This is a genomic window from Mycobacterium paragordonae (assembly GCF_003614435.1).
GTDB classification, from domain to species: Bacteria; Actinomycetota; Actinomycetes; order Mycobacteriales; family Mycobacteriaceae; genus Mycobacterium; species Mycobacterium paragordonae.
In genome coordinates, this window is the sequence record NZ_CP025546.1 from 4,966,133 (window position 1) to 4,982,032 (window position 15,900).

A 15,900-nucleotide genomic window follows, 5' to 3' on the forward strand; every position below is an offset into this window, starting at 1 on the left:
CTAATACTCCTTCAGATTTTGAGCGTGCAGTCGCCGGAGGCGGTGGAGATGCAAGTTTGAATGCGGTCACCTTCGCGATGTTCGGTTCCTGACCTGAAGTCGCGGACATGTCCCGCTTCCAATGGCAGTACGCAGGTCTGGCAGATACCCATCCGGCAACCGAACGGCATCTGGATACCGACCTTCTCGCCGGCGTCCAGAAGCGAAGTCGCACCGTCGATCTCGATCGTCTTGTCCGAGATTGAGAAGGTGACAGTCCCACCTTCGCCGCCTTTGTCGGTAGCGGCGATGGTGAAGCGCTCCATATGCAGCTGATCGCTGAGATCGGCCTTTTCCCAGAGCTTTTCAGCATCGTCCAGCAGAGCGGACGGGCCGCAGACCCACGCCGGGCGGTCTTTCCAGTCTTCCGCGATGTCAGCCAGCTTGCCGAACTCGAGGTGACCTGCAGTTTCGGTGAGCTGCAGATGAAGTCGATAACCGGGCTGGGATTTCTCGAGTTCGCGTAGCTCGTCGCCGAAGATCACGTCCCCTTCGCTGGGCGCGGAGTGGATGTGGACGATATCCGCCTTCTGACCCCGTGATTGAAAGGTTCGCAGCATTGCCATCACCGGGGTGATACCGCTTCCGGCCGTGATGAACAGGATCTTCTCCGGCGGTGGTTCGGGCAGCGCGAAATCCCCCTTCGGAGCGGCCAGCCGCACGATGGTCCCGGGTTTCACTCCCTCCACCAGGTGCGTGGACAGGAAACCCTCGGGAGTGGCCTTGACGGTGATGGTGATGTTCTTGTTGTCCCGCCGCGGAACCGAGGTCAGCGAGTACGAACGCCAGTGCCAGCGACCGTCGATGCGCAGACCGATGCCGACATACTGTCCGGCCTTGTAGTCACCGGAGAAGCCCCACCCCGGCTTGATCGTGACGGTGGCGGAGTCTTCAGTTTCCGGTTGTACACCGACAATCAGCCCTCGCAGTTCGCGCGCCGACCAGAGCGGATTGAGAAACTTCAGGTAATCATCGGGAAGCAGCGGCGTGGTCGCTCGGGCAGCCAGCCCCCGTGCCACGTTCGCCCAGTGCGTCGACGCTGTTGAAACGCCTTCCGCGGGCGCTTTGCTCCATTGCAAGACACTGCGAAGTGTCGAACCCATAGTTCTTCCCCAAGGGTTGTCGGAAACTTCCGTGAGACGGTTGAAGCACGGTAGGTATCCACTTCCCGATCCGGGCTTTCGATAAACACCCGTTCGCTGAAATGAGCGAAACGCTTAGTGTGTTTGGGTGCGGGCGGTGGGACTCGAACCCACACGCTCTCACGAGCACCGGCACCTAAAGCCGGCATGTATGCCAATTTCATCACGCCCGCTGCGTTGCCTGATCGTACCGCTCTGCTTGCTGGCGAGAGTGTCAGTGGCCCCCCATAGGGTGTGCATTCAGCGTTACCCGACCAGAAGGGCTCGCCAGTGCGATCAGCTGAGGAGTTCGACGCCGTGCAGCGTCTAATCGCCGCGGGTATGAACGATTGCGCTATTGCGAGACACACTGGCATTCCCCGCAGGACAGTGCACGACTGGCGTTTCTGCGGGCTTCAAGTGCGTCGAAGGGTTCACGCTGGTTCGGCGGATTGTCGTATGGACCACGATCTAGCCACGCTGCCGCCCATGCACTACTGCTACCTGCTCGGTCTGTACCTCGGTGATGGTTGTATTTCAAAGAGCACCCGTGTATGGCGTCTCAGGATCACCCTGGATAAGAAGTACCCGCGCATCATTGATCGCTGTCGTGCCGCAATCGATGCTCTCTTCCCAGGACAACACGCCTCGATCCATCCACGCAGCTATGGGTGCGTGGACGTTTCGCACTACTCCCGCCATTGGCCCTGTCTCTTGCCGCAACATGGCCCTGGCATGAAGCATCTTCGGCCAATTCGGCTGGAGCCTTGGCAGCAAGTCCTCGTCAGTCAAGCGCCAGAACAATTCGTTCGAGGTCTGATCGATAGTGACGGCTGTCGCGTCGTCGCCAACGACCGTGGTGTGCTAAGCATTCGATACCACTTCTCTAATCGATCCGACGATATCCGCGCGCTCTTCTGTGGAGCCCTCGACCAGCTCGATATTCCGTGGACGCGGCCAAGTCAGTACTGCATCGCGGTCTACCGCAAGGCCGCGGTGGCGCGCCTGGACGAGTTCGTCGGTCCCAAGTCATGAGCGCCCGCTCAGGGCCGCCGGAGAACTCCCACGCGGTACCGTCGTAAGGTGTCCACCCCGGTCCGCACGAGACGCCGCCGACCCGCAGCGATAGCGCTGGTCGTCTTTGCGGCGTGCGGATGCCTGGCGCTGGGCTGGTGGCAGTGGACCCGATTCCAGTCGGTGTCGGGCGACTACCAGAACCTCGGCTACGCCCTGCAATGGCCCATGTTCGCCGCGTTCTGCGTCTATGCGTACCGTAAATTCGTCCGCTACGAAGACGTCGCGCCCGCCCCGCGCGACACCGTCACCGAGATTCCTCCCGGCCTGCTTCCCGAACGGCCGAAACCCGAACCGCAACAACCCGACGATCCCGCGCTGCGCGAGTACAACGCCTACCTGGCCGAGCTCGCCAAAGACGATGCTGCACAGCAGAAAAGGACGACCGCATGAGCACACCCGAGACGCCCGAGCGCAGCGCTTCGGCGTTCCCCGCCGACAAGATCCGCACTGCGTTGCTGGCGTATCGGGTGATGGCGTGGACGACGGGTATCTGGCTGATCGTGCTGTGCGGAGAGGTCGTCTCGCACTTGGTCTACCACCGCGAAATCCGGTGGATCGAAGTCGTGCACGGTTGGGTGTACTTCGTGTACGTGCTGGCCGCGTTCAACCTTGCGATCAAGGTCCGGTGGCCGATCGGCAAGACCATTGGCGTACTGCTCGCCGGCACCATCCCGCTGCTCGGCCTCATCGTGGAACACCGGCAGACCAAAGAGGTCAAGGCCAGCTTCCCGGTCTGATTTACAGCGCCCGCAGCGCCGGCAACAACAGGGCCAGCGCGCGACCGCGGTGCGACACCGCGTCTTTCTCCGCCGGGCTGAGTTGCGCGGCCGTCCGGCCGTCGGCGTCGGCTTCGGCGGGAAGAAAGACCGGGTCGTAGCCGAACCCGCCGTCGCCGTGCGGCTCGTGGGCGATCGTCCCGGGCCACTCGCCGCGCACCACCACCTCATGGGCATCGGAGACCAGCGCGCAGGCCGAGACGAACGCCGCGCCGCGCCGCTCGTCGGGCACGTCGCGCAACTGGGCCAATAGCAGCGCGGTGTTGGCGGCGTCGTCGCCGTGCCTGCCCGACCAGCGCGCGGACAGCACGCCGGGCATGCCGTTCAACGCGGCGACCTCCAAACCGGAGTCGTCGGCGACGCTGGGCAATCCGGTTGCGGCGAACGCGTCACGCGCCTTGGCCAGGGCGTTGTCCTCGAACGTCGCGCCGGTCTCCGGCGCCTCGTCGAAGGGCGCGACGTCATCCAGCGACACCAGCGTCACACCTGACAGGCCAGCGCCGTCCAGCACCCGCTGCAACTCGGCCAGCTTCTTGCGGTTGCGGCTAGCCACCAAGACTCGTGATGATCGCAAGCCCGGCGCAGCCGGGCGATGCGGGTCATCACCGTCCGGCACCGATGATCGCAAGCCCGGCGCAGCCGGGCGATGCGGGTCATCACCCTCGGACACGGTCAGCTTCCGAACGCTTTCTGCCCCTTCGGCCCCTCGGGCAGCACGCCCGGGTACGGCAGCGCCAACGCTTCGCGCTGGGCGGCGAACAACTTCTCGCAGGCCCCCAGCGCCATGTCGAGCAGCTTGTCCAGGGTCGACCGCGGGAAGGTCGCGCCCTCGCCGGTGCCTTGCACCTCGACCAGCGTGCCGGTGTCCGTGGCGACGACGTTCATGTCGACCTCGGCGCGCGAGTCCTCCTCGTAGGGCAGATCGACGCGGACCCGTCCGTCCACCACACCAACGCTCACCGCCGCGATCGCGCACGAGAGCGGCCGGGGATCGGACAGCTTGCCGGCTGCCGACAGGTACGTGACGGCGTCAGCCAGCGCGACGTAGGCGCCGGTGATCGCGGCCGTGCGGGTACCGCCGTCGGCCTGCAGCACGTCGCAGTCGACGGCAATGGTGTTCTCACCCAGCGCAGCCAGATCGATGCACGCCCGCAGCGACCGACCGACCAACCGGCTGATCTCCTGCGTGCGCCCGCCGACGCGGCCCTTGACGGACTCCCGGTCCGACCGGGTGTGGGTGGCCGACGGCAGCATCGCGTACTCCGCGGTGAGCCAACCCAGGCCAGATCCCCTGCGCCAGCGCGGCACCCCTTCGGTGACGCTGGCGGTGCACATGACCTTCGTGCCGCCGAATTCGATAAGCACCGAACCCGCCGGATGGTCGGTGAAACCGCGGGTGATGGTTACCGGGCGAAGCTCGTCGTCGAGGCGGCCGTCTTCTCTTTTGGACACGACACCTACCCTATCGCCGGGCAGCCAACGCGCACCGAACGGCATTGAGTGTGCGACGACTGCTTTCGGTGTGCGATCACTGCGGCGATCCGCCGGAAATCGCGCGGCCACCGCGCACTCGAAACAGTGTGCGCAGCCTCAGCCAGCCCGCCGGACTTCGATGGTCTCGCCGGGCACGACCGCGTGCACGGGCCCGTCGAACTCGGCCTTGGCCTCGCTGATGACGTCCTCGCGAGAAGTCCACGGCGGAATGTGTGTCAACAGCAGTTCCCGCACGCCGGCCCGTGCCGCTGCCCGACCAGCTTCGGTGCCAGACAGATGCAGGGCGGGCGGATGCTTCGGCGAGTCGGTCCACGAGGCCTCGCACAGGAAGACGTCCGCGCCGCGGGCCAATTCCACGAGTTGGTCGCATTCACCGGTATCCCCGCTGTAGACCAGCGAGGCTCCACTCGGATCGGTGAAACGCAGTCCGAACGATTCAGTGGGATGCGCGACGACCCGGGGCAGCACGCTCAGCGCGCCGATGTCCACCGCTTCGCCGTCGACCCAGTGCCGCACATCGAAGATGTCCGAGCAATCGTCGATCTCGCCGCCGTACGGAGACGAGGCCGCGCCCAGCCGCGACCAGGTGTCGCTCGGGCCGTACAGCAAAGCCTTACCGTTCGGCTTCGCGGTCGGGTGGTATCGCCGCCAGACGAACAAGCCCGGCACGTCCAGGCAGTGGTCGGCGTGCAGATGCGACAGCAACACATGGACCGAACCGGGATCGGCATGACGTTGCAGCGCCCCCAGCACACCCCCGCCGAAGTCGATCACAAGCGGCGGAGTGTCCGGTGCCCGAAGCAGATAACCCGACGCGGGCGAATCCGGACCCACGACGCTGCCGGAGCATCCGAGCACGGTTAGTCGCACGGACACCACTGTGCCATGCCGCTTACCACGATGGGGAAAACATCGCCGCATTGGACCATCAGAATCGTCGGCTTTTTCACAAGACGGGAACCTGGCGAGCGGGGCCCACGCCGACGACCGCGGGCCCGAGGAATCGGGAGGCGAGTTTGGTGAACGCCTCGGGGTCGCCGGTGGCCTCGAACACCCTGGACGGCGGGGCGGCGCCGGGATCGTCCGGGTGGGGGTGCAGCAGGTCGCGTTCGGTGAGGACGCGCAGGAGCTGCTTGGCGGTCTCCTCAGCGCTGGAGACCAGCGTGACGTCCTCGCCCATCACGAGCTGGATCAGTCCGGACAGCAACGGGTAGTGCGTGCAACCCAGCACCAGGGTGTCCACCTCGGCGCGCTGCAGCGGCTCCAGGTACCCCTCGGCCAGACCCAGCACCTGCCTTCCGCTGGTGACGCCGCGCTCGACGAAGTCGACGAACCGGGGGCAGGCCACCGCGGTGATCTCGGTGTCGCGCGCGGCGGCGAACGCGTCCTGGTAGGCGTGCGAGGTGATGGTCGCCCGCGTGCCGATCACCCCGATGCGACCGTTGCGGGTTGCAGCAACCGCGCGGCGGACCGCCGGCAGGATCACTTCGACGACCGGCACGTCGTACCGTTCGCGCGCATCCCGCAGGCAAGCCGCGGAAGCGGAGTTGCACGCGATCACCAATGCCTTGACGCCGCGGCTGACCAGATCGTCGCCGATGGCCAGCGCGTGGGCGCGGATCTCCGGTATGGCCAGCGGACCGTACGGGCCGTTGCCCGTGTCGCCGACGTAGATGATGTCCTCGTCGGGCAGTTGGTCGATGATCGCCCGCGCGACCGTGAGCCCTCCGACGCCGGAATCGAACACTCCGATGGGAGCCAGCGGCGAACTCATGTCTTCAGGTGCGGCGAGCGGTGAGCCTTTTTCCGCTCACGGGCTTTGCGCTCGGGCGCCGACAACAGATACGCGGCCACCACGCCGGCGATCGCACCACACAAGTGGCCCTGCCAGGACACGCCCCCGCAGACACCGAGGACGGGCAGGGCGCCGAGCAGCACGCCCCCGTAGACGAACAGCACGACCAGGCCGATGATGATGTCCCACGCGTGACGGACGAAAATGCCGAACACCAGTAGGAAGGCGAGCCAGCCGAAGATCAGCCCCGACGCGCCGATGTGGTCGGTCGGGCCGCAGCTGCTGCCGACGTTGCCGATCAGCCAGGTCCCGAAGCCGCCCAGGATCCAGATGATCGCGGTCGCCCAGACGAACCGCGACAAACCCGCCAGCGTCATCAGGAAGCCCAGCACCAGCATCGGCACGGTGTTGGCGATCAGGTGTTGCCAGTTCGCATGCAGGACCGGGGCGAAGACGATGCCCCACAAGCCATCGGTGGTCAGGGGACGGATGCCGTTGCGGTCCAGCCGGCCGCCGCTGAGTTGATCGATCAGCTCGACGACGTACAACAGAGCGACGAAGGTGATGATCGTCGTCGCGCCGATCACCCAGCCCGGCTTCTTGTCCGACTGGGTCGCCGGAACGCGCTTATTCATCTGCGCCGCTGCTCCTCATCCCTTGCCCCAAACGTCCAGGCTACCGGTAGTTAACGCCGCTACCCGCCCGCGACCGCGGGCAGGATCGTGACCGAGTCGCCGTCGGCGACAGCAGTGTCCAAGCCGCCCGAGAACCGGACATCCTCGTCGTTCACATAGATGTTCACGAACCGGTGCAACCGGCCGTTATCGATGAGTCGATCGGAGATGCCCGAGTAGTTGGCCTCCAGGTCTTTGATGACGTCACCCACCGTGTCGCCGCTGGCCGAGACGCGCTTCTCGCCACCGGTGTGGGGTCGCAGGATGGTCGGAATGGACACGGTGACGGTCATGCTGGCCTTTCTATGGCGGCTCAGTACTGCTCGACGATGTCAACAGGTTCCTCGCTTACGGCACCGTTGACAATGCGGTAGCTGCGCAGCTCGTGCCGGTGCGGATCGCGGGTGGACACAACCACGTAGTGCGCATCCGGTTCGGCCGCCAACTCGATATCCGTGCGACTCGGATACGCCTCGGACCCCGGATGCGAGTGATAGATGACGACAGGCACCTCGCGCGCACGTTCCATGGCCCGCCACACGGAGAGTTGCTCGCTCGAATCGAAGCGGTAGAACGTCGGGCAGCGTTCCGCGTTGGCCATCGGAATGTGCCGCTCCGGCCGATCGGAGCCATCCGGGCCGGCGAGCACACCGCAGGCTTCGTCGGGGTGGTCGCGGCGGGCATGGGCGACCATCGCCTCAACCAGGTCGGCGCGGATCACCAGCACCGCAGCGCCTTCACGGCCCGAACGCACCCGGCAGCACATCCCGGTATGCCGGTATCGCGGCCACCGACTCCGCGGCGATGACTCCGTCGAGCACCGCCCGGGCCAGGCAGTCGGCCGCGGCCGCGCCGATCACGGTGAGCAACCCGGTCTCGGGCGACAGCGCCGCCGGGGTCTTGGCCGAAGGGGGCACCTCGATGGCACCGGTGGCCAGAGCGAACACGGTGTCGCCGTCCAGCGGAGTGTGAGCGGGCCGCAGCGTCCGGGCCAGACCATCGTGTGCGGCGATTGCGACCCGCCGGCACGCCGCCGGGCTCAGCGCCGCATCCGTCGCCACCACCGCGATGGTGGTGTTCAGCTCGCTCAACGGGGACGGCAATTGCGCCAGCGCCTCGATCTGCTCGAACGGTGGTGGTGCAAGGGCGAATTCATTGATCAGCTCGGCCATCCAGGGCAACCCGGCGGCCGTGTCGATGGCTTCGCCGGCGGCGTTGACCACGGCCAGCGCGCCGACGGTCACGCCGGAGGGCAGGGTGACCGACGCCGTCCCCACGCCGCCTTTGAGCACCCCGACGCGCGCCCCGACCCCGGCACCGACCGTCCCGACGGACACCGGCGCCGCGTCGCCGGACGCGTCGGCCGCCGCGCAGGCCGCGTAACCGAACTCGGCCGTCGGCCGGCAATCCCAGCCGCCGACCGGAAGGTCGAAGATCACCGCACCCGGCACGATCGGCACTACACCGTCACCCATGGCCACGCCGCGCTGCTGTTCCTCGAGCCAGCGCATCACGCCGTCAGCCGCGGCAAGACCGAACGCGCTGCCGCCGGCCAGCAACACGGCGTCTACGTAGCGCACGCTGTTGACCGGGTCCAGCAGATCGGTCTCCCGGGTCCCCGGCGCACCGCCGCGGCAATCCACCGCACCGACGGTGCCCGGCGGCGGCAGCACTACGGTGACGCCGCAAGCCCATCCACCGCCGAGGGACGCATCCGGATCCAACCGCTGGTGATGGCCGACCCGGATACCGGCGACGTCGGTGATGGAACTCATCCGGCCGTCCTGCCTTTTTCTTCAGGGATCATCGTGGCCCCATCAGCACCAGCACGAGGTATTCCTGCAACACCGTCAACCATTGATAGACATCGAAATGCGCGGCCAACGGGTGGTCGGCAGGCAACCGCTCCGGGCCCTGTGGCCCGATCTCGAGCATGACTCCCAACGTCAGCCGCAGGTCGTTGACGGCCGAGATCCAGGCGTTGGCGCTGTCCTCCGTCAGTTCGAACCGTCCGCCGTTGGCCGGCAAGGTATCTAGCAACTGTTGCGCCGCAACGCGTTTGGCGTCGATGATTTCCGGCTCGTGCAGGCTGCGCAGCGCGGAGTTGAGGGCTTCCGAAGCCTCGAGAGTCAGCGGATCGCCCTCGTCGTTGCGGTAGAAGTCCGGCAGCAGCCGGCCGAGCGTCGTGTCGGCCGGGCGCTCGGAATGCCCGGTCTTGATGCCGGTGATCTCCTCGAGTTCGTCGGACGGCGACGTTGCCTGCCGCTCGTCGAGCAAACCGACCATCGCACTCACCAGGTTCTGGAGCAGAGCCGCCTCATGCGGGGCCAGCGACGACCGGAAACGAGGTCCGTTGCGGGTTTCGACGCGCTTCCATTTGCGCACTATCAGGACTCAGCGGTCCTGCTGCATGGTCGCCCACAACCCGGCGGCATGCAGCTTGGACACGTCGACCTCCATCGACTCCCGACTGCCCGAGGACACCACGGCCTTTCCTTCGTTGTGCACCTGCAGCATCAGTTTGGTGGCATGCGGCTCGCTGTAACCGAACAACTTCTGAAAGACGTACGTCACGTAGGTCATCAAGTTCACGGGGTCGTCCCAGACGATGGTCACCCACGGACTCGTCGTAGCTTCGACCGGAGCGGATTCCCGTTGTCCGGTGCTGCCTGGCTTGGCCGGCGCGATCGCTACAACCATGGCGCTAAGGATACCGAGCCAGGCTTACATTGCAGCCAGCCGATACCTTTGCGATGTGAACGACTCGGTACTTGCTGGGCTGCTGACCGACAAATACGAGTTGACCATGCTGGCCGCGGCCCTGCGCGACGGCACGGCGCACCGTCGCACCAGCTGGGAAGTGTTCGCGCGGCGGCTTCCGCCGGGCCGGCGCTACGGGGTGGTCGCCGGAACCGGACGACTGCTGGAAACCCTGCCGCAGTTCAGGTTTGACGACGGCGCCTGTGACTTGTTGTCGGAGTTCCTCGACGCCGACACGGTGCAGTATCTACGGGAATTCCGCTTCCGCGGCGACATCGACGGCTACGCCGAGGGCGAGCTGTACTTCCCGCATTCGCCGGTGTTGTCGGTGCACGGCAGCTTCGCGGAGTGCGTGCTGCTCGAGACCCTGATCCTGTCGATCTTCAACCACGACACGGCGATCGCGTCGGCGGCGGCACGCATGGTCAGCGCGGCCGGGGATCGCCCGGTGATCGAGATGGGCTCGCGGCGCACCCATGAGCAGGCCGCGGTCGCGGCCGCGCGAGCCGCCTACATCGCCGGTTTCGCCGGCACATCCAATCTCGAGGCCCAACGCCGGTACGGGGTGCCGTCGGTGGGCACCGCCGCGCACGCGTTCACCATGGTGCACACCACCGATCAGGGGCCCGACGAGTTGGCGGCATTCCGCGCGCAAGTCGCAGCGCTGGGGCCCGGCACCACGCTGTTGGTCGATACTTACGACGTGACCACGGGAGTGGCCAACGCGGTGGCGGCCGCAGGTCCGGACCTGGGTGCCGTCCGGATCGACTCCGGCGACCTCGCGGTGTTGGCCCACCAGGTGCGCGCCCAGCTCGACGAACTGGGTGCGCCCAACACGCGCATCGTGCTGTCCAGCGATCTCGACGAGTTCGCCATCGCCGGGCTACTGGCCGCACCCGTGGACAGTTACGGCGTCGGTACCTCGTTGGTCACCGGCTCGGGCGCACCGACGGCGAGCATGGTCTACAAACTGGTGGAGGTGGATGGAATCGCGGTGCAGAAGCGCAGTAGCCAGAAGGGGTCGCACGGCGGCCGCAAAGCGGCGCTGCGGCTGTCCCGGCCCACCGGCACCGTCACCGAGGAGGTCGTGCATCCCTTCGGGCGGCCACCGTCGGTCACCGGGCCGCACCGGGCGCTGACGACGTCGCTCGTCCGCGGCGGCGAGATCCTGGTCGACAATGACTTGACGATGGCGCGGGAGTTGGTGGCGTCGGGGTTGCGCAGCCTGCCGTGGGAGGGGCTGGCGCTGTCCCCCGGCGATCCGGCGATCCCGACGCAAACCATTCCGGTCTGAGCCGTGAGCGAGTCTGTCCCCGAGTTGCTGGCGATCGCGGTAGCCGCGCTCGGCGGTAGCGAACGCCCCGGTCAGGTGGACATGGCCACCGAGGTGGCGCGGGCGTTTGAAACGGGTGAGCACCTGGTCGTGCAAGCGGGCACCGGCACCGGAAAGTCGTTGGCGTACCTGGTTCCCTCGATCGTCCGGGCGGTCGAGGACGACGCACCGGTGGTCGTGTCGACCGCCACGATCGCACTGCAGCGCCAACTCGTCGACCGCGACCTGCCCCGGCTCGCCGATTCGCTGGCCGGCGCCTTGCCCCGCAGGCCGACCTTCGCGTTGCTGAAGGGGCGTCGAAATTACCTGTGCTTGAACAAGATTCACAACGGCAGCGCGGCCGACGACACCGACGATCGGCCGCAGGAGGAATTGTTCAACCCGATGGCGGTCACGGCGCTGGGCCGCGACGTGCAACGTCTCACCGAATGGTCGGCCGAAACCGAGACCGGCGACCGTGACGACCTGAAGCCCGGTGTGCAGGACCGGTCCTGGTCTCAGGTCAGCGTTTCGGCGCGCGAATGTATCGGGGTGGCACGCTGTTCGTTCGGCTCGGAGTGTTTCTCGGAGCGGGCCCGGGCGCGCGCCGGAACCGCCGATGTCGTCGTCACCAACCACGCGCTGCTGGCAATCGACGCGGTGTCTGACTCCGCGGTGCTGCCCGAACACTCCTTGCTGGTGGTCGACGAAGCGCACGAACTGGCCGACCGGGTGACCTCGGTGGCTACCGCCGAGCTGACGTCGGCGGCGCTGGGAGTGGCCGCCCGGCGGCTGGGCAGGCTGGTGGGTCCGGAACTGGTCGATCGCCTGGAGGCAGCCTCGGCCACCTTCTCCTCCGCGATCCACGACGCGCAGCCCGGCCGCATCGACCACCTCGACGACGAGCTGGCGACGTACCTGGCAGCGTTGCGCGATGCCGCCAACGCGGCCCGGTCGGCGATCGAAAGCACCAGCGACGCGCGGGCGGCCGCGGCGCGCGCGGAAGCTGCCTCGGCGCTGATCGAGATCTCCGACACCGCGGCGCGGATCCTCGATTCGTTCGGACCGGCCATCCCCGACCGCACCGACATCGTGTGGCTGGATCACGAAGAGAACCGGGGTTCGCCGCGCGCCGTGCTGCGGGTGGCGCCGCTGTCGGTCGCCGAACTGCTTGCCAGCAAGGTGTTCTCGCGTGCCACGACGGTGCTGACCTCGGCGACCCTGACGGTCGGTGGAGCCTTCGACGCGATGGCCCAGGCGTGGGGCCTGACCGGCGCGGAAGCGGCGTGGCGCGGCGTCGATGTGGGGTCGCCGTTCAGCCACGCCAAGTCAGGCATCCTCTACGTCGCCGCGCACCTGCCGCCACCGGGCCGCGAGGGCACCGGCACGGCCGAACAACTGACCGAGATCGCGGAGCTGGTCACCGCCGCGGGCGGGCGCACCCTGGGCCTCTTCTCGTCGATGCGCGCGGCCCGGGCGGCGGCCGAGGCGATGCGCGAGCGGCTGTCCACCCCGGTGTTGTGTCAGGGCGACGACAGCACCTCGGCACTGGTCGAGCAATTCGCCGACGACCCCGAGACATCGCTGTTCGGGACGTTGTCACTGTGGCAAGGCGTCGACGTCCCGGGTCCGTCGCTGTCCCTGGTGCTGATCGATCGCATCCCGTTCCCCCGTCCCGACGACCCACTGCTGAGCGCGCGCCAGCGTGCGGTGGCCGCGCGCGGCGGCAACGGGTTCATGGCGGTGGCGGCCAGCCATGCGGCGCTGTTGCTGGCGCAGGGTTCTGGCCGGCTGCTGCGCCGGGTGTCTGACCGCGGTGTGGTCGCGGTGCTGGACTCGCGCATGGTGACGGCGCGGTACGGCGACTACCTGCGGGCGTCGCTGCCACCGTTCTGGCAGACCACCAACACCGAGCAGGTCCGCGCCGCGCTGCGCCGACTGCGCGACTCCCCCGCGCTGGCGCGAGCAGACGCGAAGTCGCACGATTCTCCGTGAGAACGTGCGACTTCGCGTCTGCTCGCGGGGTTGTCAGGCCAGCGTGACGAGGCCGAGCTCGTTGCTGTTCGCCAGCAACGGATGACGCGGCAGTACCCGCACCGTGTAGCCCAGCGCCCCGGCCAGCGGCAGCGGCGTCGTCGTGGAGAAGACCTGGTTGCCGCCCTCGGCGCTGCCGGTGTACGTCATCTCGACGGTGTGTGGGTCCAGTAGCTCATCGCCACTGTCGACCCGGCCCAGCACCGCTTGCACGGTCACCTCGTCGGGTGCCAGCCCGGCCAACTGGACCGTGGCGGTCAACGTCAGCTTCGACCCGAGCAGTGGAGTGTCGGGCAGTCCGGTGCTGTCGACATCGGTGACGACGATCCGCGGCCACGCCTCCTCGGCCCGCCGCCGGTACGCGGTCAGTTCGCGAGCCGGTTCGAACGTGCCCTCGGCGATGGTTTTGCGCCGCGACTGCGTCGCCGGGGTGTAGTAGTGCTCGACGTAGTCAGTGACCATCCGCGAAGCGAGCACCTTGGGACCCAGCGTCTGCAGGGTGTGGCGCACCATCTCGATCCAGCGCGGCGGCACCCCGTGCTCGTCGCGCTCGTAGAACTTCGGCGCCACCGCCTGCTCCAGCAGGTTGTAGAGCGCGGTGGCCTCCAGGTCGTCGCGCCGGTCCTCATCGATGACGCCATCGGCAGACGGTATCTCCCAACCGTTTTCGCCGTCGTACCATTCGTCCCACCAGCCGTCGCGGATGGACAGGTTCAGCCCGCCGTTGAGCGCGCTCTTCATGCCGGAGGTGCCGCACGCCTCCAGCGGCCGCAGCGGGTTGTTCAGCCACACGTCGCAGCCCCAGTACAGCAACCGCGCCATCGACATGTCGTAGTTCGGCAGGAAGGCGATGCGATGCCGCACCTCTGGCCGGTCCGCGAATCGCACCACCTGCTGGATCAGCGCTTTGCCGCCGTCGTCGGCCGGGTGCGACTTGCCGGCGACGATCAGCTGAACCGGGCGTTCCTCGTCGAGCAGGAGGCGTTCCAGCCGGCTGGGATCGCGCAGCATCAATGTCAGCCGCTTGTACGTCGGGACTCGCCGGGCGAAGCCGACCGTGAGCACATTCGGATCGAAAGCCTTTGCAATCCAACCTAATTCGGCTTCGGATGCGCCCCGCTCCAGCCACGACTGGCGGAGCCGGGCCCGGACGTCCTCGACCAGCAGCTCGCGCAGCTGGGACCGGATCCACCACAGATGCCCGGCGTCGACCTGCTGCAGCCGCAACCACACCGCCGGCTCGCTGAATGAGTCCGATCCGGCCAGCTCGCGGCCCAGCTGCAGCCACTGCGGGGCGGCCCAGGTGCGCGCATGCACGCCGTTGGTGATCGACCCGATCGGCACCTCCTCGGGGTCGAAACCCGGCCAGAGCTCGTTGAACATCGCCCGGCTCACCTCGCCGTGCAGCAACGACACCCCGTTGGCCCGCTGCGCCAACCGCAGGCCCATATGGGCCATGTTGAATTTCGTCGGGTCGTCCTCAGCGCCCAGTGCGAGGATCCGCTGGGTCGGTACGCCCGGCAGCAGCGTGGTCACGCGGCTGCCTTCGTCGTCGAAATACCGCTGCACCATCTCCACCGGGAACCGGTCGATGCCGGCGGGGACCGGGGTGTGGGTGGTGAAGACCGTGCTGGATCGCACCACCGTCAGTGCGGTGTCGTAATCGAGGCCCGCGTCGGTGACCAACTCCCGGATGCGTTCGGCGCCGAGGAACCCGGCGTGGCCTTCGTTCATGTGAAACACCTCGGGGGCCGGGCGCCCCTCGATGGCGGTGAACGCGCGGATCGCCCGCACCCCGCCGATGCCGGCTAGAATCTCCTGCTTGATGCGGTGTTCCTGGTCACCGCCGTAGAGCCGGTCGGTGACGCTGCGCAGCTCGTGCTCGTTTTCCGGTACGTCGGAATCGAGCAGCAGCAGCGGCACCCGGCCGACCTGCGCCACCCAGATCCGCGCCCGCAACTGCGCAGATTCCGGCAACGCCAGCTCGACCAGCACCGGATCACCAGTGGCGTCGGTGAGCAGCCGCAGCGGCAACCCCTGCGGATCCAGCGACGGATAGGTCTCCTGCTGCCAGCCGTCGGCGGTCAGTGACTGCCGGAAGTACCCCGAGCGGTAGTACAGACCGACGGCGATCAGGGGCAACCCCAGATCCGAGGCCGACTTCAGATGGTCACCCGCCAGGATCCCCAGGCCACCGGAGTAGTTGGGCAGCACTTCGGCGACGCCGAACTCCATCGAGAAGTACGCGATTCCGGTAGGCATCGGCAGACCGGCGGCTTCCTGCTGCTGGTACCAGAGCGGACGGGTCAGATAGTCGTTCAGGTCGGCAGCCAGCTCGTCGAGCCGGCGCAGAAACTCCTCGTCGACTGCCAGCTCGTCGAGCCGGGCGGGCTTCACCGCGCCGAGCACCGCGACCGGATCCTTGCCGCACTTGAACCACAGGTCGGGGTCGATGGTGGCAAACAGGTCTTGCGTGGGTTTTTCCCATGACCAGCGCAGGTTGGTCGAGAGCTGATCCAGCGCGGCCAGGCGTTCCGGAAGGTGGGCGCGGACGGTAAAGCGGCGGAGGGCTTTCACGCATTTCAACCTTAGTGCGGTTTTCGCTGCGTGCAGCGTTCTATCGCAACCACTTATCCAGTGCGCTTGGGCACTCACCGGTGTAGCCGGACACTAGGGTGGGTATGGGGCGCAAAGAGGCGACAGACATCGAGCTGACGAACGACACCTCAACGACGACCGGCGCGGCCGCTTGGGGTGACTAATCCGGAACGCCCCGGCGACGATGCGGCGCAACGACGAGCCGCCACGACGCCGGGCA

General features: G+C 67.2%; 17 protein-coding genes and 1 tRNA gene. 5 read left to right on the top strand and 13 right to left on the bottom strand.

The genetic code is table 11. The features are described 5' to 3' along the window. Positions 1-11: 11 nt before the first annotated feature. Complete coding sequence (locus tag C0J29_RS22265) at positions 12-1,142, bottom strand: ferredoxin reductase (RefSeq protein ID WP_120793595.1); 1,131 nt, start codon at positions 1,140-1,142, stop codon at positions 12-14. A 128-nt stretch (positions 1,143-1,270) separates the two neighbouring features. Beyond that, positions 1,271-1,354 (bottom strand) — tRNA-Leu (locus tag C0J29_RS22270). Between the two features lie 265 nt (positions 1,355-1,619). Between C0J29_RS22270 and C0J29_RS22275 the strand changes: the two genes are divergently transcribed. The 3 genes from C0J29_RS22275 to C0J29_RS22285 are packed head-to-tail and all read left to right on the top strand — an operon-like array spanning position 1,620 to position 2,974. Next, on the top strand, positions 1,620-2,195 hold the full coding sequence (locus C0J29_RS22275; protein WP_242460520.1) for an LAGLIDADG family homing endonuclease: 576 nt from the start codon (positions 1,620-1,622) through the stop codon (positions 2,193-2,195). A 48-nt stretch (positions 2,196-2,243) separates the two neighbouring features. Beyond that, complete coding sequence (locus C0J29_RS22280) at positions 2,244-2,627, top strand: hypothetical protein (protein WP_065044890.1); 384 nt, start codon at positions 2,244-2,246, stop codon at positions 2,625-2,627. After that, on the top strand, positions 2,624-2,974 hold the full coding sequence (locus C0J29_RS22285; RefSeq protein ID WP_120793596.1) for a DUF3817 domain-containing protein: 351 nt from the start codon (positions 2,624-2,626) through the stop codon (positions 2,972-2,974). The genes C0J29_RS22280 and C0J29_RS22285 overlap by 4 nt, the downstream gene beginning before the upstream one ends. A 1-nt stretch (position 2,975) precedes the next feature. Here the strand turns inward: C0J29_RS22285 and rdgB are convergent, their stop codons facing one another. The 10 genes from rdgB to clpS all read right to left on the bottom strand — a co-directional run bounded on the left by rdgB (position 2,976) and on the right by clpS (position 9,676). Continuing rightward, on the bottom strand, positions 2,976-3,587 hold the full coding sequence (gene rdgB / locus C0J29_RS22290) for an RdgB/HAM1 family non-canonical purine NTP pyrophosphatase (RefSeq protein ID WP_120794901.1): 612 nt from the start codon (positions 3,585-3,587) through the stop codon (positions 2,976-2,978). A gap of 98 nt (positions 3,588-3,685) precedes the next feature. Continuing rightward, on the bottom strand, positions 3,686-4,465 hold the full coding sequence (gene rph / locus C0J29_RS22295) for a ribonuclease PH (protein WP_120794900.1): 780 nt from the start codon (positions 4,463-4,465) through the stop codon (positions 3,686-3,688). Between the two features lie 138 nt (positions 4,466-4,603). Beyond that, complete coding sequence (locus C0J29_RS22300) at positions 4,604-5,383, bottom strand: cyclic nucleotide-degrading phosphodiesterase (protein WP_065165091.1); 780 nt, start codon at positions 5,381-5,383, stop codon at positions 4,604-4,606. A 70-nt stretch (positions 5,384-5,453) separates the two neighbouring features. Further along, entirely contained in the window at positions 5,454-6,281 is an 828-nt protein-coding gene (murI, locus tag C0J29_RS22305; RefSeq protein WP_065165082.1) for a glutamate racemase, read from the bottom strand. Further along, positions 6,278-6,937: a rhomboid family intramembrane serine protease gene (locus tag C0J29_RS22310; protein ID WP_120793597.1), complete on the bottom strand. Its 660-nt coding sequence runs from the start codon at positions 6,935-6,937 to the stop codon at positions 6,278-6,280. Before C0J29_RS22310 ends, murI begins: the two co-directional genes overlap by 4 nt. Before the next feature lie 59 nt (positions 6,938-6,996). Beyond that, positions 6,997-7,269 carry a MoaD/ThiS family protein gene (locus C0J29_RS22315; protein WP_065046123.1) on the bottom strand — a complete coding sequence of 91 codons (273 nt, stop codon included), beginning with the start codon at positions 7,267-7,269 and terminating at the stop codon, positions 6,997-6,999. A gap of 20 nt (positions 7,270-7,289) precedes the next feature. Next, entirely contained in the window at positions 7,290-7,730 is a 441-nt protein-coding gene (locus C0J29_RS22320; RefSeq protein WP_277950727.1) for a M67 family metallopeptidase, read from the bottom strand. Beyond that, positions 7,714-8,751: a P1 family peptidase gene (locus C0J29_RS22325; RefSeq protein WP_120793599.1), complete on the bottom strand. Its 1,038-nt coding sequence runs from the start codon at positions 8,749-8,751 to the stop codon at positions 7,714-7,716. The genes C0J29_RS22320 and C0J29_RS22325 overlap by 17 nt, the downstream gene beginning before the upstream one ends. 28 nt (positions 8,752-8,779) lie before the next feature. After that, positions 8,780-9,361 carry an oxidative stress transcriptional regulator AosR gene (gene aosR / locus C0J29_RS22330; protein ID WP_065046127.1) on the bottom strand — a complete coding sequence of 194 codons (582 nt, stop codon included), beginning with the start codon at positions 9,359-9,361 and terminating at the stop codon, positions 8,780-8,782. A gap of 9 nt (positions 9,362-9,370) precedes the next feature. Continuing rightward, entirely contained in the window at positions 9,371-9,676 is a 306-nt protein-coding gene (gene clpS, locus C0J29_RS22335) for an ATP-dependent Clp protease adapter ClpS (protein ID WP_055579620.1), read from the bottom strand. A 55-nt stretch (positions 9,677-9,731) separates the two neighbouring features. Here clpS and C0J29_RS22340 point away from each other — a divergent pair, with 55 nt between their 5' ends. Beyond that, positions 9,732-11,030, top strand: a complete 1,299-nt coding sequence (locus tag C0J29_RS22340; protein ID WP_065046129.1) for a nicotinate phosphoribosyltransferase — start codon at positions 9,732-9,734, stop codon at positions 11,028-11,030. Positions 11,031-11,033: 3 nt separating this feature from the next. After that, a complete protein-coding gene (locus C0J29_RS22345; protein ID WP_065046131.1) occupies positions 11,034-13,043 on the top strand; it encodes an ATP-dependent DNA helicase in 2,010 nt (669 codons plus the stop codon). 33 nt (positions 13,044-13,076) lie between these two features. Here the strand turns inward: C0J29_RS22345 and C0J29_RS22350 are convergent, their stop codons facing one another. Further along, complete coding sequence (locus C0J29_RS22350) at positions 13,077-15,659, bottom strand: glycosyltransferase family 1 protein (protein ID WP_120793601.1); 2,583 nt, start codon at positions 15,657-15,659, stop codon at positions 13,077-13,079. Positions 15,660-15,900 lie beyond the last annotated feature (241 nt).